General features: G+C 40.1%; 10 protein-coding genes and 1 pseudogene. 6 read left to right on the top strand and 5 right to left on the bottom strand.

Features of this window, described 5'->3' with window-relative positions:
* Window positions 1-590: 590 nt before the first annotated feature.
* Complete coding sequence (locus tag P4S61_RS00680; protein ID WP_145233033.1) at window positions 591-998, top strand: hypothetical protein; 408 nt, start codon at window positions 591-593, stop codon at window positions 996-998.
* A 251-nt stretch (window positions 999-1,249) separates the two neighbouring features.
* Here the strand turns inward: P4S61_RS00680 and P4S61_RS00675 are convergent, their stop codons facing one another.
* The 4 genes from P4S61_RS00675 to P4S61_RS00660 all read right to left on the bottom strand — a co-directional run bounded on the left by P4S61_RS00675 (window position 1,250) and on the right by P4S61_RS00660 (window position 5,226).
* Complete coding sequence (locus tag P4S61_RS00675; RefSeq protein WP_337118863.1) at window positions 1,250-1,456, bottom strand: hypothetical protein; 207 nt, start codon at window positions 1,454-1,456, stop codon at window positions 1,250-1,252.
* Between the two features lie 2 nt (window positions 1,457-1,458).
* The gene (locus P4S61_RS00670) at window positions 1,459-3,384 is read right to left on the bottom strand and encodes a PKD domain-containing protein (protein ID WP_337117609.1); all 1,926 of its coding nucleotides are present in this window, start codon (window positions 3,382-3,384) and stop codon (window positions 1,459-1,461) included.
* Window positions 3,385-3,887: 503 nt separating this feature from the next.
* Window positions 3,888-4,133, bottom strand: coding sequence for a hypothetical protein (locus P4S61_RS00665; RefSeq protein WP_182718880.1), 246 nt, complete (start codon window positions 4,131-4,133; stop codon window positions 3,888-3,890).
* A 169-nt stretch (window positions 4,134-4,302) separates the two neighbouring features.
* Window positions 4,303-5,226 (bottom strand): DMT family transporter, encoded by a 924-nt coding sequence (locus P4S61_RS00660; protein WP_337117608.1) that lies wholly within the window; start codon window positions 5,224-5,226, stop codon window positions 4,303-4,305.
* A 91-nt stretch (window positions 5,227-5,317) separates the two neighbouring features.
* Here P4S61_RS00660 and P4S61_RS00655 point away from each other — a divergent pair, with 91 nt between their 5' ends.
* Window positions 5,318-6,211, top strand: coding sequence for a LysR family transcriptional regulator (locus P4S61_RS00655; protein ID WP_145233038.1), 894 nt, complete (start codon window positions 5,318-5,320; stop codon window positions 6,209-6,211).
* Window positions 6,212-6,326: 115 nt separating this feature from the next.
* Entirely contained in the window at window positions 6,327-7,154 is an 828-nt protein-coding gene (locus P4S61_RS00650) for a phytanoyl-CoA dioxygenase family protein (protein ID WP_337117607.1), read from the top strand.
* Between the two features lie 82 nt (window positions 7,155-7,236).
* Here P4S61_RS00650 and P4S61_RS00645 read toward each other — a convergent pair whose 3' ends face one another.
* Window positions 7,237-8,595 carry a GGDEF domain-containing protein gene (locus P4S61_RS00645; protein ID WP_337117606.1) on the bottom strand — a complete coding sequence of 453 codons (1,359 nt, stop codon included), beginning with the start codon at window positions 8,593-8,595 and terminating at the stop codon, window positions 7,237-7,239.
* 922 nt (window positions 8,596-9,517) lie between these two features.
* On the opposite strand from P4S61_RS00645, the gene P4S61_RS00640 reads away from it, so the two are divergent.
* The 3 genes and pseudogenes from P4S61_RS00640 to P4S61_RS00630 all read left to right on the top strand — a co-directional run.
* Complete coding sequence (locus P4S61_RS00640) at window positions 9,518-18,751, top strand: aminotransferase class III-fold pyridoxal phosphate-dependent enzyme (protein WP_337117605.1); 9,234 nt, start codon at window positions 9,518-9,520, stop codon at window positions 18,749-18,751.
* Window positions 18,700-19,590, top strand: a complete 891-nt coding sequence (locus P4S61_RS00635; RefSeq protein WP_337117604.1) for a phosphopantetheine-binding protein — start codon at window positions 18,700-18,702, stop codon at window positions 19,588-19,590. Before P4S61_RS00640 ends, P4S61_RS00635 begins: the two co-directional genes overlap by 52 nt.
* A 1-nt stretch (window position 19,591) precedes the next feature.
* Window positions 19,592-22,924 (top strand): annotated as a pseudogene (locus P4S61_RS00630) (AMP-binding protein); the annotation flags it as partial.
* Between the last annotated feature and the right edge of the window lie 34 nt (window positions 22,925-22,958).

Below are 22,958 nucleotides of genomic sequence, written 5' to 3'. Positions count from 1 at the left end.
TGCGAGCTACAAGAGCATTATCGTAGGCGTTAAGCTTGCTGGCGCATTTTTTGGTCGAGAAAACAAGGGCGAGTATCAGCGTTAAAGTTTTTATAAATCAGTGATCTAAATTAAAAGCAATATTTAAATTGTTGTTGAGCTTTTTGGCCCTATAAGTAGGAGTGCGCTTTAGCCACGAATGTTTTTTACCTTTTCATCATGTTCTACACTTTAAAGCTTTCCTATTGCTCAGATGGAATTCATCATCAATTGCTTATTTTCAGGTTGTTACGACGAGAAAGAGCTTAAAAGCATATTTGCAGCTAATTTATATAATTAAGTTGCTGAAACTAATTATAAAGTTCACAACTAGTATTGTATTCAATACTAATAGCGATTACGTACAAATCCAGTAATATTTCATTGTCAGGCGTATATGAACAATTTAATGCCGTTAATAAATAGAATATCAGTTCGTTTATTAGACTAAAGTCTATAAGTTAATTTTCTTCACCTATCGGATTTAGTTTTATCGTTTGTCGAAATTGAGCCAACACTCTAAAGTTCAGTTGTCGGCAACAGATACGACGTAACCAAATAGGAATATAATCATGAAACTTACACTAATCAAAACCATCGCACTTGGCTCATTATTTACTTGCTCAGCGGCTGTTATGGCTGATCAAAGTGATTACAAATTAATGATTATTGATAATGCGGCAGCGTCTCAGCCAGTTGAACAATCATTTAATAACTGCGCATTAAATGTGAAATCAAAAAATTATGCACAAGCAGATGAAATTTGTACCAAAGCAATTGCATTACTAAAGCAAAGTAATGGTCCACGTATGAAAGTTCGCGAGCTAACGTCATTTGCATTAAGCAACCGTGGTGTGTCACGTATGATGGCAAACAATGATACGGCTGGTCTTTCTGATTTATACGAAGCGGCACAAATCGCTGATAGCGAAATGGTTTCTCATAACCTGACGCGCGCTAAAGAGTACCTTTCTCTATAATAGTTTTTATAAACGATTAAAGACAAAACCACGTTAGGCTAAGCCAACGTGGTTTTTTGTTTTTTTAAAGTGTTTATCTTCTGAGCCAACCGTAAAATTCACTTATTTATTTACGTATTTACTGGCCTCAGTTTAGCTGTACTAAATATATTAAATTTTAAGTTGTAGAGTGGGGCTTTATCTAAACTAGTAAAAAATAAAAACACTTCAGAGGGCGCTGAAGTGCTTTGTACAAGGGGAGTAATGTTATTTTACTGTGCAGTAGCGACTAGTTTAACCCAGTCATAACTGACTATCCCTAGTAACCCGATTTGTAACGATTGACCAGCGTTAACAGCTAAAGTACAGCTTTCGTTGCTGCCGGGATTTTTTGACTGGCAATCATACTTTGTTTGCGTGACTGCACCATCTGCATTTACATATAGGCTTATATCTCCTTGGCTGCCTGCTGTACTTATTGTTACAGATGTTTTTCCTGTAGGAACCAGATAGCTGTATCGTTGCCAAAAACCGGAAATCCATAGGCGCGAGAGGTAATAATTGTGCTATCTCCCGTCGGTGGTGTACTGTTTTTATAATCAGCCATGATAGTGACATTATTGTAGCTGCTATAGGCTTTGAGCATAATATAATAGCGACCCTCTCCTAGGTTAACTGTACAGATTTCCTCGTTACCATTTTTAAAGGGCCGACAGTCATAGTCTGAAGTGGTGGGCTTAGCGCCTTTCTTAACGTATAGGTCTGCATCGCCGTTACCACCTGATATGCTCATCATAATATTATTGGCATCAGCTGGCACATCAATAAAATAGATATTTTCTTGGTTTCTTGTTGCATTAAGACCTGGTAATGCTTGGCCTTTATTTAACTCAATGTCAGATGACGTACCATCAGAAACACTGACTAGCTGAGCTAGTGTGTTGGTGTTGTTATTGCTATCTTGAACGGTTACAGAAACGTTGTAGTTTCCAGTAGAAGTGAAGGTGTGCTGTACAGTTGCGCCACTGTCTATTTGATTATCGCCAAAATCCCAGCTGTAATTAGTTATTGTGCCCGAAGAGCTGGAACCAGTAGCATCAAAGTTACATTGCAATTGATCACAATTGTATTCAAAACGGGCCGTAGGCGCAGGAGGGGTATTACCATCATTATCGCCAATGGGCACAGTACCGTTAAAATAGCTGGCTACTTGAGGCCAAATTTTACTTATTTTAGCTCCTTTGTTGTAGCAGCCACCTAGATGATGCAATGCAATAACACGATTGCTTGATGCAGCTACAACAGGCGAACCAGATGAGCCACCAATGGTATCGCAATAATATCCTATATCTGTGTTGTTGCCACGGCCATTTGTTGAAGGAGCATTAACTTGGCATAAACCATCATTGTCTTGATCTGACTCTATTGCAAGTTCTTTGGGGTTACCGGATCCATGTTGTGGAATATATATGCGTTCACTTTGTTGCGCGTTTCGTACATCTAGCCCTAAATAACCAAATTGCTCGATAGTGCTAAAATCATTAACACTGAACAAAGTATAATCGAGCGTGTAATCGGTTTTAAAAAACTCATTCCCCGTGACTTTTACGACAGTTTCTTTAGTTGAGCCATTACAGCTTTTATTTTGATAATTAAACCATACTTCCGTTGAGGCAAGTTCTGATGCGGTCTCAATACAATGATTATTAGTAAATAATTTATTATCACTCCCAACGCGCCAGCCCGTGCATAAACTGCGCCCACCGATCACTAAGCGCGCAATAGGTCGGCTTCGGTCAAACTCTATTGGATGGGAATCAGCCCAGCATTGCACATCTTTTCGTTGATTAACGCCACAGGTTGATAATAGCGCTGGTTCATTGCCATTATTTAACTCTGTATTCGTAGTTATATCACTTTCGGTGCCATAAAAATAACTATCAATAATGCCAAACTGGGTTTGTTGTTTACTGAGTGTCGGGTCGGGGTAATATTCAATGATAACGCTATCATTAGAGACCGACATAGCTGAAAACGAATGCACCCCGTCATCACCTTTAACATCATCAATTGTTGCAGCATTCATGTTGTCACTACTATATTCGTATCGTTCAGTGTTATCTTGGTTTCTGACGACTAGTTTTGCATTACCACTGAGTTGCACCCGACTAAAATGTACTTTTATATAATCAGCACCGGGATGACTGATTGTATGGCTGATTACTTGGCTTTGAATATTTACAAATTGCTTAGAGAGTTTTAAATGAGTATCGGCTTGTGCACCGATTGTCGTTTTTTTTGCTGCTTGATTGGTATGTTGCATAATAGTCAGTTCATCGACTTCAGCAATACTGTGTTGGCCATAGATGGCAATGGCAATTAATGCTGCATATTTACATTTTTTCATCTTTATTTCCTACCATAGGTAATTTACCGACTGTTTGATGTAAAACTAATGATTAATTACATGTTTGATTCATAAAAATCTTGGCAAATAATCAGTACCCAATTGCTAAAGCAAAATCTAGAGTGAATTTTAATCAATGCCAATAAATTGCGTGAAATATTTAGAACCCCCAATAAGTGCAATAAAGTCAATAAAAAAACTTGTTTGTTATCCAGTTGAAAACAAAAATATGATGGTTAACAACAAATGAGCTGGTTACACGTGTATTTTTAATGTTTTTATTTTGTAAATTGAATGTAAATATAAGTGTGCGTTTTTATGTTTTTAAACACGTTTAGTGAGCTAAATATAACTAAACGTGTTCTTTACTGAAGGTTTTTTAACTATGAATAGTTATTAGAAGTCTATTTGGTCGTCGTAATGTTATTTTTAGTGAGTACTATTTATATAGTGTTGGTTGTGATTAATCTTAATTAACATAGGCTAATGTATTGACTTAATGTTTAAAACTTTGGGCATAAAGCGTGATCAAAGCCTTTTTCAGTTAATAAAAAAGTCGCGCTTGGGGTAGCAAAAATATAGCCTTCGTAGTTAAGAAACGCAATTGTGCCTTTAACTGATTCGATTTGCTCTGCTGATGCACTTTCTATAATAGCTTTCGGATCTAAATTGACTGGTGTTGGAAACTGCTTATAAAGCTGCTTAAAAATTAAGGTGGCGATAGTTTTAAAGGTGTCGTTATTTTTCATTTTTTTGCTCTTTGGTATTTATGTGTGCTGCTAATGCATTATTGTAACTCTTTCTATTTAAAGAGTAACTGCCACACTTACCTGTTTATCCTAAAATAATACGCGGTTAAATAGCGATAGAGTTGCAGGTAACTTATCGCTATATCATGAGCTGGTGCTGTATTACTTGTTATTTACAAGGTTCAGGAATGCGTTTTGGGGTAACAATTCGTGGCAGTAATAAGCCGATGATCACAACAATAATGCCAATTAATTGTAGTTCTGTAATTGGTTGGCCCATCAAAAATGCTGTTAACATGGCAAATACCGGAACGAAGTTAAAGAATAACGATGCATTCGCTGAGCCAAGTTGGCGTATGCCATTCAGCCACAGAAGATAGCCGGCAACAGTTCCAAATAAGCCAATATAAATAACATCGATAATACCTACCATAGAGCTATTACTGAGTTCGCTAAGCGGGTGTACATTGGCGGTCACTAAACACATTAAGCCAATGATTGTTGCACCACTTAGCATACTAACAAAAGTATAAGGCAATACAGGCATGTACTGATTGATACCTTGGCTAAAGTAAGTGTATGAACTCCAAGCTAACATACCTAAAAAGATCATTTTGTCGCCGGCATTGATTTGCATATTCAAAAGCACGGCTAAGTCGCCATTGGTGATAACTAATAATACACCTGATAGGCTAACGATTAAGCTAAAACATTGTGCTGCAGTAGGCATTGAGCGCTTTGCAACTGAGCTTATTAATGAGGTTGCAAGTGGGCTCAGCGCCATTATTAACGAGCCGTTTGCGGCACTGGTATGTTCCAGCCCGGTAAATAAACCGAGGTTTAAGCCACCTACGCCAACAGCACTAACAATAATCACCCAAGCCCATTGGTTGAACGTTAAACTTGGTTTTGTAGTGTTAATTATTTTTAAGTAGATAGCCAAGCAGATTGCGGCAATACTAAAGCGCCAAAATACTAAAGTCAGTGCGTGTACTTGATTTAATGCATGTTTACCAATAGGAAAACAACTTCCCCAAAAAAATGCACATAATAACAGGAGTAAAATAGCTTTTGTGTTGGCTGAGAAGTTCATCAGCAATCCAGAGATGTTGAAAAGTTGCGGCAAGTGTATTACTTTCCATAATGTGGATAAACAAGCAAAAATAAGAGAGTAGATTCCAAAAATGAAATATAGATATTCACTAGACGATTTACGCTATTTTTGTATTGTTGCTCATTTAAAAAGTTTTAAAGATGCTGCACTGGCTTTATCAGTGCCTTTATCAACATTGAGCCGTCGTATTCGACAACTTGAAGATGATTTACAGCTTAGATTGTTAAACCGTGATGCTCATCGCGTATCGCTGACCCATATGGGGGAGCTGTATTACCAACGTTCGAGTGCATTGTTTGCTGAGTTAGATGGAATTAATGATGATCTTCATATCGAGAAGAATCAACCGAAAGGTAAGATCATAATCAGTGCACCTATTAATGCCGGCTCGCAATTTTTAAGGGATATTTTTTATGATTTTTTACTGCAATATCCTGAGATCCAACTAGATATTAGGCTCTCGAATACTTTAATTGATATTGAAGCGCAAGCAATGGATGTGGTGTTTAGGGTGGGTAATACGGTGGTTGATAATTGGATTGCGAGGCCACTTAAAGATATTCACTTTATTTTGTGCAGTAATTCGCAGACGGTGGCCGACAGTGTTAAGCATCCCACTGATTTATGTGCAAAAAGCGCTGTGATTTGCCAGCCGATGTCTATTTGGCAATTAGTAAATAAACAAAATGATGACGCTTATGATTTTCAACCCAGTAAGGGCATTCGTTTAGAGCTTGATGAAATTCAAATGCTCACACACGCGGTTAAAAAAGGCTTGGGGATTGGTTATATTCCTGACTATTATGCATTACCAATGATAGCTCAAGGTGAGCTTCAGCATGTTTTGCCTGATTGGCAAAGCAAGGCACGCACTTTATTTATGTTATATCGGGATCGTGACCATTTACCATTGCGCGTCAGATTATTCATCGAATATGTGCTAGCTAGATTTGAGCAAGGTTAGTATGCTTTTTTATTATTTTTCTGAACTGTTGGGCAAGTGAAATACAGCCTGTTTAGTTATTAATAGCGCCGGACTACAAATTTTAGTGCCTGTATATTAAAAGGAGATATTAAATATGCAAACCAATCTAGTGGTTGAACGGTTTAAGCAGCAGGGTTTTGTACAAATTAAACAAGTACTTAAACCAAGTGTAATCTCAAAACTGCAGCACTTTTGTGATGAGTTGGTTGCTCAAGCACAGTCACGCTATGTAGCCGGTTTACCATTTGATAATATTGCTGTTATGCAAACTGCAGATGAGCCTTTTGTTTATCGCATTAATGAGCTTTTTCAATTTCAGCCACAATTTGCTCAACTGCTAGCGCAAACCGAACTAATGAGTTACGTTGAAGCGATTATCGGCGAAGCTGTTTTACCTAGCTATGAGTCACTTGTGATAAAAAATTCATTAGATGCATGCGGATTTGATTGGCACCGCGATATGGCGGTGAGAACTCAAGAGCCTATTTTTACCGTGGGGGTGTATTTAGATGATGCAATAGCGCAGCAAGGGGCGTTAACAGTGATCCCGCAGTCTCATTGTAGCCAAGCAAGTGTGTGTGATTTAAAGCGCCAGCTATCCATTGCACAATTACAAAGTGTGGATATTACGGCCAATGCAGGTGATGTGGTAATTCACCATGTAAACACGGTTCATGCATCAGGAAGACAGAAAGGTTCAGCTATACGTAGAACGATCTATTTTGAGTTCAGAGCAGTATCACATTTTATTGATAATCCGTGCTTTCCTAGTGAGTGGATCGAAAAGCGGCAAGCGTTAATGGCTAACCTCAACGCGCTTAATTCAGCTGATATGCCTAATAATGTGCAGCTACCCAATGATTTGTATGTAACTCAAGTACGAATAGAGCCGGCGGAATATTGTATTGAGTTTGCCAGTTAACAGTATCAACATAGATATTTACATGTGTGTAAATCCAGCCTAAATATATAAATTTGCTCTGAACTAATACAGCCAATACAAGTTAAGCGACTACGATACAATTACGACCTTGTGCTTTTGCCTCATAGAGTGCTTTATCTGCGCGATTAAAAATAACTGAACTCGAGTCATCTGCCTGATAACATGTTACCCCAAAGCTTGCGGTCACTTTAGGTAAGCTCACTTCATCTAATTCGCTAATATACACTCGTAATCGCTCTGCAAGTTGATGGGCTTGTTGCTTATCTTGTGTGGGGGAAATAATTGCAAACTCTTCGCCACCGATACGAAACAGCATATCCATGGTGCGTATTTGTGGCTGTAATTGTGTCGCAAGATGTTTTAATAACTTATCACCTATTTGATGGCCATATTGGTCGTTAACTCGTTTAAAGTGATCAATATCCAATATTATTAAAGCAAATAGATATTCGCTTCGTGCTGCCATATTGATCTGGTTTTCTATTTGTTCTTCCCACTTGTGTCGGTTAAATACACCGGTTAAACGATCTTGGGTTGCTAATATTATTAATTGTTTTTCAATTTCCTCACGGCTAGTCATTTCCTGATTCAAACGTGATATAACAATTTTTATATCGTGTTCTAATGCTGCAAGCTCATCTTTAGTTTTGATCTTTTTTTGAAGTTCCAAGGGTAACTCATGGTGTTCAACAGAAGAATTTAACGTTTCGATATTAGATTGGATGCGTTGAATACGACGTAAAATAATTTGAATAATAAAGGTCGTTAACAGCAAGCCGAGGATGATGGCGCATATACCGAGTAAGCTGCTGACAAATAGAAAGTCTTTTTCGTGCTGATCTGTGTAATACGCATCATCAGAGGTTAATTTATTTAATTGCGCTATTATTTGTTTTTCTGCACTTTCTAGCTCAGTTGCCATTGTTTCGACTTGCAACCGCGCTTGCTCAGTAAGTTGATTCTGTTGGTAAACATTTTCTAAATAGTTTTCGAACTCGTCACTTTTTTGCGTATAGTTTTCAATTGTGGTGGCCACTTTTTGATGTGCTTCAGGCTGTAATATGACTTCTTTTAATGCTAATGAGCGATTAATCATTGCTACCGCTTTATCGAGCAATTGTTTTATTTTTTGTTTTTCAAAAGCAAATTGTTGATGTGGGTTGAGCGGCCTATCATCAATTTGGTTTTTTAGTTGAAATTGCTCAAATTGCAGGTGTTGTTCAAGCTCAATGAATTCCACTTGTTGCATTAACTGACTTAACGGAATATCCAGAAAAGCCACTACGCGCATTTCACGTTCAATTTGATTTACTTTATAGGCCGAAAAAACAATAACACAAAACAAAAACGTTAATAAAAAAACAAATAATCCACCAATTTTTTGCTTTATTGACGCATTGTACCAGTTGAATACCGACATAAAGTTCCTCACTGCTTAATAGTCCCTCAAGTATAGTTTAAAAAGCGCGTAATTTAGCTTATTAAGTCTGACCACAGCAAGCATTAATTGACTAACCTTAGGACAGATTAATCAAAGTTATTAGATACTTTATTTAATAGAGATGATGTGCAGTTGATCAACCGTGTACTTACTTGACGATTGAGTTCGTAATATTGCAGGCGTGCCTTGTAAGGGAATACTAGCACTAAATGAGTAGAACGTTTGTCATTAGCTAAAGTCGGTCATCTTTGCATCACATTTAGCTTTTGTGTATTTAGTCACGTAACTTGAAGACCCCGATAAGACTCATACAGGAAATGCTGAAAATAGCTCAAGTAGGTAAAGTGAATTTACTAATAAAGCTAATTATTGCCTTAAATCAATCATCGCTTTTTGGTTAATTATTTTTTAACAAAACGTAATGTTTTGTAATATTTCTATAGGGTTTGATCAAGTAACATGAGCCTTAGCATAGAGGTTAATTAATAAATACGCCTTTAGGATGGTTTTTGGTATTAACTTGTAAATTATTAGCTTTATTAATGTTGATCTAGTTTTTTTGTACTAATCTCATGGTCGCAATATTAATTATTTTTATCACAGTAACTTTATTTATTGGTATTTATATACCAAATTTTAAATGAAAGTTATTGCAAAATTAAGGTGCAGTTGATTAGCGCAGCTGGTGGTTTTAGCGGTTAGTTTACCTTTAAGTTTCAATACGTTATTTATATTGTGCGGATTACAATATGTGCAATCGTTAAATAATGTTATGAATCTATGTAATTGATTATATTTCAATTTTAGTGGTTCATACACTGAGGCAACCAAGCTGTAGAAGTGCAGAGCTTTATTTTGGCTTTGGTGTTGCAGTGAGCCGCAAACCAAAATAGGTCATGGAATGAATATAAATTTAGCGGCTAGGTTAGTTAAATTAGCTAACACGCGTGGTAGTGATACTGCATATCAATATTTTTATGACGATCAGCAACCTTGTAAAACACTCACTTATGCACAGTTAGATGAACGTGCTAAGCAAATTGCTCGGCACTTGCAGGAGCATTTTTCGCAAGGGGATAGGGCGCTATTGCTATTTAATTCTGGTTTTGAATTTGTGGAGGCATTTTTTGCGTGTCTGTACGCTGGCATTGTTGCTGTTCCTGTCTATCCTCCCAAAAAGAATCAAAATATTGACCGTTTAAGAACTATTGTTGTTGATGCTGGTGCTAAAGGTGCACTGACCACAGAAAAAATTAATGAAATAGCACGTCCATTATTTGAAGCTGAACCTTTATTGGCTGATTTAGCTATTTTTACCACTGACGCTGAACCCACTTATCAAATTGACACTATAGATTTTCAGCACTGCGAAGTAGCAGCTGACGAATTAGCCTTTCTACAATATACATCTGGCTCAACGGGTGAGCCAAAAGGGGTAATGGTTAGCCAAGCCAATATTCTCGATAATCAAGAAATGATGAAGCAAGCCTTTGGTCATGATCACAGCACCGGTATTGTCAGCTGGTTACCGCACTTTCATGATATGGGTCTTATTTTTGGTATTTTGCATCCGATCTATATTGGTGCACCAGCGGCTTTGATGAATCCGACTTACTTTTTACAAAAGCCGTATCGCTGGCTCAAACTGTTAAGTGATACTAAAGCTGTAACCTCTAGTGCGCCTAACTTTGCTTATGATTTATGTGTCGATACGGTTAAAAATACTGATTTAAAAAACCTCGATTTATCACATTGGCGCTCTGCATTAAATGGTGCGGAGCCCGTTCGAGCGACGACGTTGGAGCGCTTTGTAGAGAAATTTAAAGGGTGTGGTTTTCGCCGTGACAGTATTTCTCCTTGCTATGGTATGGCGGAAACAACTTTATTTGCAAGCGGTGGTAAATTATCACACTCGCCAACTGTGTTACGTCTTATCACTGCAGAATTACAGACAGGTAAAGTAACAAACGTAACGCATGGCGATGATGATTCATTTTGTGATTTACACACATCATCCGATAACTCGCCTTATTATGCGGTGTCGTGTGGCATTACGTGGCACAACCATACAATGGCCATTGTTAATACTGACACTAATAAACGCTGTGCTGATGGCGAAACCGGCGAAATTTGGATCAAAGGTGCAAGTGTTGCACAAGGTTATTGGGGAAAAGCCGCATTAACAAAAGAAATATTTCAGGCCTATATTGATGATAATGATGGCCCATACTTACGCACTGGCGACTTAGGCTTTGTATATCGCGATGAGTTGTTCGTCACTGGGCGCTCTAAAGATGTATTAATTTTTCGCGGTAAAAATTATTACCCACAAGATATTGAATTGACGGTAAGTAACGCAAATGCTGCACTTGATAATAACGGTGGTGCGGCATTTTCAATAATGTGCGAACAGCAAGAGCGACTTGTCATTGTGCAACAAGTAAAACGTACTGCGGTTCGTAAACTTGATCCTGAAGCGATATGTAAAGATGTGATCCAAGCGATTACAGAGCAGCATGGTATTACGCCCTATGATGTTGTACTGATAAAACCTGGGCGAGTATTAAAAACATCTAGCGGAAAAATTCAACGTCAAGAAAACAAACGTCATTACTTAGCGCAGCAGCTAACGCCACTTTATCAATTGCGTGGTTCTTTTGAGAGCGAAACGTTTGAGCCACAATCAGCAGATATATTCAGTAGCCACTGTGCACTTGAAGATGAACAACATGCAAATTTACTTAGCTTGTTGCAAAGCGTCGTTGCACAGGAAGTTGATGTGGACCCGCAATCACTTGCTGTTGATGCTTCATTTCAATCTTTAGGGGTTGATTCAATGAAGGCGGTGCGTATTTCGGGTGAGTTAATGGAATTGCATGATATTGAGTTAGAGCCGACAGTTTTATATGACTATCCATCTATTTCAAAGCTTGCTAATTATTTATGGCAATTTGATGCGATCCGAACCGCTGCTATATCATCAAATACAGTCACTATGCCCGCGGCTATACCCACACTAAATGAAGCTGCTCAATCTCTAAGGGACTGCACGGACAAAGACATTGCCATTATAGGGATGGCATGTCGTTACCCTGAAGCTGAAAGTATAGAGGCGTTTTGGCAGCTATTATGTAACCAACAAGATGCAATTGGACTGCCAAACGAAAGTCGCGGCATGTTATGCCCACATTTGGATAATACCCGTTTAGGTGGTTACATCAGTGGCATTGAACAATTTGATGCAAATTTATTTGGTATTTCTCCAACCGAAGCTAAGCATATAGATCCTCAGCATCGATTGTTGCTAGAAACCAGTTACCATGCCATTGAAGCCGCAGGTTATGCGCCGCTGCAATTATCGGGTGCAAAAGTAGGGGTTTATATTGGTATCTCGCAAAATGATTACTTCTTACTTTCTCAGCAATATGAAAAGCAAAATGCTTATTTAGGTACTGGTACTGCGCTGAGTATTGCGGCTAATCGGTTATCGTATTATTACAACTTCAGCGGGCCAAGTGTTGCAGTTGATACAGCATGCTCATCTTCGTTAGTTGCATTGCATTTAGCCATGCAAAGTCTTCACAGTGGTGAAATAGCCCAAGCTCTGGTGGGTGGGGTGAATTTGATCCTCAGTGATGAGGTAACGAACGCCTGTGAAAACGCGCAAATGCTTGCAAAAGATGGCCGTTGTAAAACGTTTTCAGACTCTGCAGATGGCTATGTACGAAGTGAAGGGGTGGGATGTTTATTATTAAAGTCGTTAGCGCAGGCAGTACAGGATAACGACCCTATTTACGGGGTACTAAAAGGCAGTGCAGTCAATCAAGATGGCCGCAGTAATGGCATTACAGCACCTAATGGCTTGTCACAGCAAAGTGTTATTAAGTCGGCGTTAGCTAATGCACAAATTGCAGCAGATGACGTGCAATATGTTGAAGCCCATGGCACTGGTACAGAGCTGGGTGATCCAATAGAAGTATCGGCGCTGAGTAAAGTATATAGGCCACAAACAAGCTTAGCTGAGCCACTTACTGTGGGCGCTGTGAAAGCGAATATTGGCCATTTGGAATCGGGTGCAGGCATTGCTGGTGTGATCAAAACCATGTTATGCATGCAGCATAAAAAAATACCCGGCCAAGCTCATGCTAAAGAGCTTAACAAACACATTGCTTGGCATAAAATTGCGTTAAAAATTAATCGTGATTTACAGCCGTGGCCTGTTGGTTCAGACAATGGTTGTATTGCTGGTGTTAGCTCGTTTGGTTTTGGTGGCACCAATGCACATATTATCTGTGCGAGTGCACCTCAACGTGCGGTCGATACCATTGATTTAGCCTCGCAAACGGGATTTTATCTGTTACCGTTATCAGCTAAAACTCCAGATGCGTTAGCCAATTTACTGACGCGTTATGAAACGAGATTAAAGAGTTTATCTGATAATGAATTTGATGCGCTGATCTACACAGCAGCACATCTGACTAAGTTTAAAGAAGCAAAACGTGCCGTATGCGGCGAAGATCGTGCAGGTTTATTACGTGCGATGCGTGGCTTAAATACAACTTCGCATTTAAGTGCGGCTGAAAATGATAAAGCTGCGACAAATTATGAGTTAGTAATGCTATTTACTGGTCAGGGCTCGCAATATCCTGCAATGGCAAAACAATTGTATGATACGCAAATTGTATTTAAAAACGCGATTGATGAATGTGATCATTTACTTGGCGATAGACTCGGCGAGTCATTGCTAACGGTTCTGTATCAGCAAAGCCATAAACAGTTTTTAGAACAAACTAACTGGACTCAAGTCGGCTTATTTGCGGTTGAGTATGCTACGGCCAAATTAATGATCCACTTTGGCGCCACTCCTAAGCTGTTATTAGGTCACAGTGTTGGGGAGTATGCAGCCGCATGCATTGCTCAGGTGTTTTCGTTAGCTGATGCTATTTTATTGATAGCTGCGCGTGGCCAACTCATGCATGAACTTGCTGATAATGGGGGCATGTTTGCAGTGCGTTGTAGTGAGCAAGTTGCCCAGCAAGTCATTACAAAATGCCATGATAATGGCAAGACTCAAATTGCAATTTCAGCCTATCATGGTGCTTCTGGCGTGGTGTTCTCGGGCGAAAACTCAGCGCTTGAGATTGCCATTGAGTTATTAAAAGAACAAAATCTGACGATTAAACAGCTCAACACAGCACGTGCTTTTCATTCACCACTTATGGATCCGATGCTTGATTATTTTGCTGCTATAGCAGCGCAAGTAAACTATAGAAAACCTTGTTATCCCTTGTTGTCGTCGGTGACTGGCCAGCTAGAAACTGACGCCTTAGCAACACCTCAATACTGGATCGAGCAGATCACTAAACCTGTTCGCATTGATTTATGCGTGAGCGAGTTAGATAAACGTGAGCATTTGTGCGCGGTAGAAGTTGGACCAAAACCTGTTTTGATGGTGTTATTGCAAGAAAACTTGCCCCATTTAGATGCTGAGTATTTACCTATATTGCACAGTCAAGGTGCTGATAAAACACGTTTAGTAACCAGTTTAGGGCGTATTTTTGAACTAGGCATTGAGCTAAATTGGGCGCATATTTATCCACAAATAAATATTCAAAAACAGCCATTACCCGCTTATCCGTTTGCAAAAAATGCACATTGGATAGTGCCAACAGCAAAGCAACCAGCGCTAAAAAGTACTGCAATGCAGGAAAATATGCAGGCCAATAAATCGGTAACAAACATAAACCAAGTTGTTGCACGAACTGAGCTTATTCGTGACATCGTACTCTCTAATCTTGCAAATTTATTATCATTACCAGTTGATGCTATAAAAACGAATGTTCCCTTACTTGAAATGGGGGTTGATTCATTAATGATAATGCAAGCCGTACGCACCTATGAAAGAGAATTTGGCTTAGAGTTTAGCGTACGCCAGTTTTACGAAGAACTAAGCACAGTGGATAGTTTATTGGATTATATTGCGCAACATAGTGACTTTTACCCACACACTGAAGATGCCCAGTTAACCTCGGATATTGCAATTGTAGAGCAGAATACCCCTTCGTACTCTGATACAACAACTTCTTCAGCCAATATGGGGTTTGATCAACAGACTATCATGGCAATTTGCCAGCAGCAGCTGCAAGCTGCCGCGAGTGTAACTAATGATTTTGGCCGTCAAAGCATTGCCGCGGTGACAGCGCAACAATTACGTTTTCTACAGGGCAGTGCTATAACCTCCTCGGCAAGTGTAACGCCAGACAATATGCCTCAGCAGCAAGTAAAAACAGTTGCAATGCCCGTAAATAAGCGCGCCACAGAACTTCCTGCATCGCAAAGTAGACAATTACACATGCAGCATCAGTCACCCGCTATGCAGCAGCATTTTGAACAACTAAAAGCTGATTATTGCGCAAAAACCAGCGCATCGAAAAAGCTGGTTGCTCAACATCGTGGCAACTTAGCTGATTGCAGAGCCTCAGCGGGGTTTAGGTTATCAAGCAAGGAAATGCTTTATCCGATTTATGCAGACCACTGCGAGCAAGCCAGATTATGGGATATAGACGGCAATGAATACATTGATATTACAATGGATTTTGGAGTTAATTTATTTGGCCATAAAGCCGAATTTGTGACTGATGCTTTAGCGCAACAAGTAGATCAAGGTATTCAATTAGGCTTAGCCAGTCCTTTAGCGTGTGAAGTGGCTGCTTTGATCAGCGAATTAACTGGTTTGGCGCGTGTGACGTTTTGTAATTCAGGCACCGAGGCGGTCATGACCGCACTGCGCTTAGCACGCAATTATACAAAACGTGACAAAATTGTGCAGTTTAGTGGGGCATACCATGGTCATTATGATGGTACTTTGGCGCACTCTGTGGGCCAAGGAGACATCGAGCCTATGTGCGCAGGTGTTCGCCAAGGCGCAGTTAATGACAACTTAGTATTAGATTACGGTAGCGCGCAGGCGCTGGAAATTATTCGTGCAAATGCACATACAATTGCTGCGGTATTGGTTGAACCGGTTCAAAGCAGATACCCAGAAATACAACCGTGGGAATTTTTAAAAGAGCTCAGAGCAATAACCACAGAGCATGGAATAGCACTGATTTTTGATGAGATGATCACCGGGTTTCGCGCTCATCCAGGCGGCGTACAGGGATTAGTGGGGATCCAAGCTGATATGGCAACCTATGGCAAAATTGTTGGTGGAGGGTTGCCAATCGGAGTTGTTGCCGGCAGTGCCGATTACTTAGACGGTATTGATGGTGGTGTATGGCAATATGGTGATCAGTCTTATCCACAGGCAGATACGACTTTTTTTGCTGGAACATTTTGTAAACACCCAATGGCAATGGCCAGTGCAAAAGCGGTTTTAAGCGAAATTAAACGCCAAGGACCACAGTTACAACAAAGGCTAAGTGATAAAACCAATTATCTGAAAACAACCCTTAATCGCTTTTTTGCTGATGCAATGATCCCAATTCAAATTGAAGCTTTTAGCTCTTTATTTCGTTTTAGATTTAGCCAAAATCTAGATATGTTTTTTTATGAAATGCTTAATCGTGGCATCTTTATTTGGGAAGGACGTAACTGCTTTTTATCAGCAGCACATACAGATGCAGATATAGAGATCATTATTACCGCAGTTAAAGACAGTGCCTTGAGTTTAAAGGTGGCAGGTTATTTTGGTAGTGACCGTGATGATAAGATGAGCTTGGCCACCTTAGCGGCGACATTTCCATTGACCGAGGCGCAGCAGCAATTACTTGCCTTAGCGTCAAAGTCACCTGAGGGGGCTTTTGCGTATCACTTACAAGCCGTACTTAAATTAACAGGTCAGTTAGATATAAGTCGCTTAGTTACCGCAGTTGATAAAACAGTACGCGAGTGCACTATTTTACAGTATGCAATTGATAGCGATACGCTTTGCCATAGGTTAGTGGCTGAGCATCGTCCTCAATTGTTAGTTATTAATCTACAACACTCAGATAATAATATCGCTGTAGCAACTCAGTTGCAGGAGTTACGTTACCATGCTTTTGATTTTAATAATGAAGTTGCATGTCGCTTTGCGCTACTAAGAGAAAATGATAATACTGCTTACTTAAGTGTGGTTACGCATCATTTACTCTGTGATGGCGTATCGTTGCAGATTATTTTGAGTAAAGTTGCCCAACACTATAACAACACCCAGCACTATAAAAACACAACAGAGGCGTTGGCAGCACCGGTAGACTTTAGTGCATATGTTAAAGCACTTGACCACTATAAAGAGTCTGCTAATTACCAGCAAGATAAGGCATTTTGGTTGGCACAACTAGCGCCAAGTATGCCGTTGCAACTACCAACAAACACTGCGATTGCAACGACAACGAACTATGCAGTATCGGTATTGACTGTTGAGCTTAATGAGCACACCAAAGGAAATATTGCTGATCTGGCTAAACAGCAGGGCTGCGGTCAATTTGCCACTTTATTGGGGTTATATATAGCGTGGTTAAGTAAGCTTAGCCAGCAGTCAATGATCACCGTTGGGATCCCTTGCTCTGATCGACAATTACTCCCTCAAGCTGATAGCGCAGAATCTTCCGATAGCGAATTAGTCGGGTATTGCACGAATATTTTACCAATTTGCATTGATGTTACAAACATCAGCAGTGTTCGAGAGTTAATCAAAACAGTGCAATCTGAATTATTAACTGCATTTGAACATCAACATTTCCCTTATTCAGCGTTAGCAAATGAATCGCTTAATTTACCTAATACTTTATTTAATTTAGATAAAGTTACTGCCTTACCGGCATTTACTGAATTGCAATTAAATACCATGCCAAGCAACACCTGTTATAGCCAATTCCAATTAAGTTGTAACTTAACTCAGTTTGCTAACAGTTGGTCACTCACCCTTGAATATCAACAAGATAAATTTACATATGAACAGGTAAATCATTGGTTATCTGGGTTAATAGGGTTGTTTAGCAACGCTGTTGGGACAGACGAACTAAACAGTGCGAACTGTTCATTGTTAGATGATTTACAAATAGCGACACTGGTTACTGAACAATGTGAGCGTGTTGATAAACAACTTTGTGTCGATTCTTGTATCGTTTCATTTGAATATGCTGCGACTCAATACCCTGACAATATTGCTATTACCTGTGATGGCCAAAGCCTTAACTATTCACAGTTAAATCAACGAGTAAATACCTTTGCTCATTATCTTATTGAGCAAGGTATTGGGGTCGGCAGCTTAGTCGCAATTGCACTACCAAGGCGTGCGGAGCTGATTATTAGCTTATTAGCGGTATTAAAAACGGGGGCTGCATTTTTGCCACTCGATATTACTTTTCCGCAAGCACGCATTGAATATATTCTGGCTGATGCACAAGCTGATTTACTGTTGTGTGACAGTTTTAGTGATAGTAGCCCAATTATTGCGAGCAACAAATTGCCCGTATTAGATATTGATACTGTGGTACTTACAGGCTTGCAAAGCAGTAATCCAGATCGCGTTATTGCTCCTTTATCAACCGCTTATGTTATATATACATCGGGCTCAACGGGGCAACCTAAAGGTGTGGAAATTAATCACCAAGGGCTGCAAAACCTGTTGCTCGCTATGACGGTACAGCCTGGAATAGAGCCAACCGATTGCTTGTTGGCAGTTACCACTATTGCATTTGATATCGCGATGTTAGAGCTGTTTTCGCCCTTAATTGTTGGGGCTAATGTACTGCTTGCGAGTGAGCAAACATGCAGTGACCCATATGCAATTACCGATCTAATAGCACATTTCCCAGTGTCTATTATGCAAGCGACTCCGACGTTATGGCGATTAATAATAAATGCAGCACCTGATTGTTTAGCTGGTATCAAGGTCTTGTGTGGTGGCGAACCGCTTGATCCAGCACTTGCTCAGGCGGTGCTGTCGCAGCAGGGGGATTTATGGAATATGTATGGTCCAACCGAAACCACCATTTGGTCTGCAATTAGCCATATTCAGCACAGTGATGATATTACGATAGGTTCAGCAATTGCTAATACGAGCTTGTATGTTATGGCTGAGGATGCACAAAGTCCATGTTTACCTCTACCTATTGGCGTGTGGGGGAGTTATGGATCGGTGGTTTAGGATTAGCGACTGGCTACTTACAGCAACCAGCACTCACAGCTGAACGTTTTGTTAGTCATGTTTTTAATGGTCAATCGCATCAGCGTTTGTATAAAACTGGCGACCGTGCAAGGCGTTTACTCGATGGCCGTATTGAACTACAAGGGCGGTTAGATCAACAAGTTAAACTAAACGGGCATCGTATTGAATTAAGTGAAATTGAACACCACCTGCGCTTGTTATTTGCGAACCAAGATGTACGTGTTTTTATCAAACCAAACAATCACGACCAGCCGAGTTTATGTGCTTATAGCCTTGAGGACGACAGTTTGGAAAGTGTTTGGAGTGTGAGTGAATTACGTCGTGTGCTATCACAATCATTGCCAAGTTATATGGTGCCAGAATCAATCTGTTGGTTAACGCAGTGGCCAACCACACCAAATGGAAAATTAGACACGAAAGCATTACCGCTTCCGACTGCGGCTATGCAATCGGCAATAGTACGTATTGCCCCTAGCTGCGCGACTGAAACGAGCTTACTGCAACATTATTTAGCATTACTTAAGGTTGCAGTGTTAGGTACCCAAGAAAGCTTCTTTGATTGTGGTGGTAACTCTGTACTCGCTATGCAGCTTGTGTCACGAATTAATCTGCAATTTAAAGTACGGGTGACGGTAGGCGATATTTTTGACTACCCTAGCGTTGCGCAATTAGCGCTACGAATTGACGATTTATTATCAGCGCGAGCAGCAAGTACCGAGCAAAGTCAGCCTCAGGTTACTGTTGTGAGCGATATAGTGAGCGGCCGTGATATTAGTAAAGCCCTTGATGATAGCAGCATGACTGAAATGGACTTGTAACATGGATAATGTAGCAATTAAAACTTTACTGGCCGAATTGGACGCACAAGGTATCTTCGTTTATTTGCAAGATGGGCGGTTAAAGTTACGAAGTAAGTTAACGACAGTCCCAGCACCAGAACTGGCAAAGATCAAAGCATGTAAGGATGAGCTGATTGCCTATATGCAACGTCATCATCTGCAACAAGGGGATTTATCAAGTGCGCAACAACGTATTTGGTTTATTGATCAATATGAACAGCAGTCAACTGCATACAATATGTGTGGTCTGTTGCAGCTGTCAGATTCATTGACAATAAATGAACTACAGCGGGCATTTGACACATTGTTGGCTCGCCATCAAATATTAACAACGCAATTTTTTAACACTGATCAAGGTGTTGTGCAGCGAGTTAATAGCCAGTTGCGCTTAGCATTGAATGCACTTGAGATAGCACGGCATGAAACACCCACACAAATAGTTGAAAAATTACACGATGAATTAAGTTACCGCTTTGATCTGGAAAATGATTTACTGATACGTGCAACGTTAATTGGCCACTCAGGTGAGGGTAAATGGTTATACATTGCGATGCATCATATTATTGCCGATGGTTGGTCTGTACGGCTTTTGGTGCAAGAATTATTGGCGATACTGACAAATAATAATAATACCGTTAATAATGCGGCTGCATGTAAACCTTTACAGTATTTAGATTATGTACATTGGCAAGGTCAGTTTAAACAATCACCTATATATCAACAGCAGCTAAGTTATTGGCAACAAGCGCTAACAGGGATGGAGTTATTTGAGCTGCCAACGAGTTATCCTCGTGATAAACAAAAAACCTATCAAGGCAAGAGCCAGCACAGTGTTATCGATACACGGCTGGTTACCGAGTTTGACAGTTGCTGTCAGCAATTAAGTGCTACTCGGTTTGTCGGGTTGTTAAGTGTGTTTTATGTACTATTACAGCGCTATAGCCAAAAACAGGATATTACGGTGGCGGTGCCTGTATTGAATCGTGAACAGCCCGAATTTGAGAATGTTATAGGGTGTTTTATCAATACCTTACCTATGCGAAAAATGGTGTCACCGCAGAGCTCTTTTGCACAATTAATAGCGCAAACTAAAGTGTTAGTGGCGCAAGGGCTAGCAAATCAAAGTGTGGCAGTTGAAGATATTATCGAAACACTTGGCTTAGCTAAATCGTCAGCACATTCAGCATTGTTTCAAATACTGTTTAATTATAACGGTGTAGATACCGGTACTGTGGAAACCGCAACATTGTCGGCTAAATTATTGCCATTAGATAACGGTACTGCAAAATTTGATTTAACCCTGAATGTAAGTGAATCAGAGCAGGGCTTAGATATTAGTTTTGATTATTGCAGTGCGCTATTTGATGACCATGTTATTCAGCAAATGAGCAATGATTTTAATGAGTTAGTTATATCTCTTGGCAATAACGCAGCACAAACTATTGCAACCGTTGAGTTACCCTCTGCGTGTTATGCCAGCCAGTTGTTAGGGCGTAAAAAAGATCATGAAAAAGTCAGCAGTGATGTGATTGCATTACCTGTACAGGTGATAAAGCAGGCTGAGCTTAGTGCTGAAAAAACAGCTTGTATTGAAGCTGACCAACATGGAAAAACCGCACGAAGTTTGAGTTATCAACAATTAGTGCAACAAAGCGCAGCACTCGCCAGCCATATTTTAGCTTTGCAAACTCATCATCAACAAACAACTGCAGCACCCATTGCATTATTGGTATCTCGCTCAATCGATGCCTTATTAACGATGTTTGCACTATTGCAAACAGGCCGTGCTTACTTACCGATTGAGCAAGGCACTCCAGTGGCGCGTATTGCGGAAATTTTACAGCAGGCAGGCTGTGAATATTTAGTAACATTTGATGATACAGCGCTCGAAAAGCAAGCAGTTACGGTATTAAATGAGCAACACATTACATTATGGCCTTTTGCGCAGCTGTCAAAAGCGGCGGTTAATTTAACTGGCTTACCCAATTTAAACCTTAATGACAGCGCGTACGTGATATTTACCTCCGGTTCAACAGGCGCGCCAAAAGGGGTTGAAATTAGTCATGCTGCATTAGCGCACTATGTTCAAAGTATTACTAAGCGACTTGAATTGAATAATGATACCAAGTCAGCTGTGGTTACAGGGCTTGCGACCGATCTTTGTTTAACTGGGATATATCCGGTATGGGCGAGTGGCGGCACTGTGGTATTAATTTCACCACATGTAAAAAGTGATCCTGTTGCGATTGTCGATACGTTCAGTGAGCAAGCAATTAACTTTTTAAAGATCACTCCCAGCTTTGCTGCTGAACTATTAGCCACTATTGCTGCGAGTCAAGTACCTCGCGCACCTCTTCAACAGTGGGTGTTAGGGGGGAATCATTAACAGCGCAATTAGTAGCGCAAATTCGGGCGCTCTATCCAAGCGCTAAATTAATCAATCATTATGGGCCGACAGAAACCTGCATTGGGGTGGCTACCTATGAAATTGAGGATCATCAAACTGCTGAGCAGATGAGTTATCCTATTGGTAGCGCGCTTGCGCATGTTGAACTTGCCATACTAGATGCACACCACGAACCCGTTGCCATGGGCATGCCTGGACAGCTTTATATTGGTGGTGAGAGTTTAGCAACAGGCTATATTCGTGCAACGGATCAGACTGCGAAAAGTTTTGTTGTGATTAACACGACCAAGGGACAACAACGCTATTATTGCTCTGGTGATAATGTTCGTTTGCGCAAAGACGGTGCGCTGGAATATTTAGGGCGTTTAGATAAGCAACCTAAGATCAGAGGCTTTAGAGTTGACTTACTTGATATCGAGGCAAAGTTAACGGCTTTATCAGTGGTTAAAAATAGTGCTGTGATTTGTCGCGAAATTGCCTCTGCAGATACTTTAGTTGCGTACTATGTGGCATCTAATGAAGGCCAGCAATTAACTGCTGAGGCCTTACAACAACGGATCAAAACGGACTTAAAGTGTGTATTACCAGAGCCTATGATCCCCAGTTTCTTTGTACTGAAAGAGCAATTACCTTATCTTGAAAATGGCAAAGTTGATCGTAAATTCTTACAACAACAAATGGTACGCAGCAGCGATACTTTTGTAGCGCCAAAAACGCTAATGCAGCAGCAAGTAGCGGCGTTATTTGCACAGTTAACAGGCTTTGCTAGGGTTGGTCTAGAAGATGATTTTTTTGCAATCGGTGGGCATTCCTTACTAGCAATTAGATTACTTAACCAAATTCGTCAGCAGTTTGGCGTTTCATTGTCACTTAAAGACATCTTCAATCATGCAACCGTTGAGGAGTTAGCCCAGTATTTAACCTGTAGTGAACAAGCTAG

The sequence above is a fragment of the Pseudoalteromonas sp. B160 genome, from assembly GCF_037162485.1.
Classification (GTDB): Bacteria; Pseudomonadota; Gammaproteobacteria; order Enterobacterales; family Alteromonadaceae; genus Pseudoalteromonas; species Pseudoalteromonas rhizosphaerae.
The sequence above is the reverse complement of the archived record's forward strand: the minus strand, read 5'-3'. Positions and strand labels throughout refer to the sequence as shown.

Bases quoted from the DNA above. Each gene is read 5' to 3' on its own strand.
- P4S61_RS00660 (WP_337117608.1), bottom strand. From the start codon at position 5,226: ATGAACTTCTCAGCCAACACAAAAGCTATTTTACTCCTGTTATTATGT.
- P4S61_RS00680 (WP_145233033.1), top strand. From the start codon at position 591: ATGAAACTTACACTAATCAAAACCATCGCACTTGGCTCATTATTTACT.
- P4S61_RS00635 (WP_337117604.1), top strand. From the start codon at position 18,700: ATGTTTACCTCTACCTATTGGCGTGTGGGGGAGTTATGGATCGGTGGT.
- P4S61_RS00650 (WP_337117607.1), top strand. From the start codon at position 6,327: ATGCAAACCAATCTAGTGGTTGAACGGTTTAAGCAGCAGGGTTTTGTA.
- P4S61_RS00670 (WP_337117609.1), bottom strand. From the start codon at position 3,384: ATGAAAAAATGTAAATATGCAGCATTAATTGCCATTGCCATCTATGGC.
- P4S61_RS00655 (WP_145233038.1), top strand. From the start codon at position 5,318: ATGAAATATAGATATTCACTAGACGATTTACGCTATTTTTGTATTGTT.
- P4S61_RS00640 (WP_337117605.1), top strand. From the start codon at position 9,518: ATGAATATAAATTTAGCGGCTAGGTTAGTTAAATTAGCTAACACGCGT.
- P4S61_RS00645 (WP_337117606.1), bottom strand. From the start codon at position 8,595: ATGTCGGTATTCAACTGGTACAATGCGTCAATAAAGCAAAAAATTGGT.
- P4S61_RS00665 (WP_182718880.1), bottom strand. From the start codon at position 4,133: ATGAAAAATAACGACACCTTTAAAACTATCGCCACCTTAATTTTTAAG.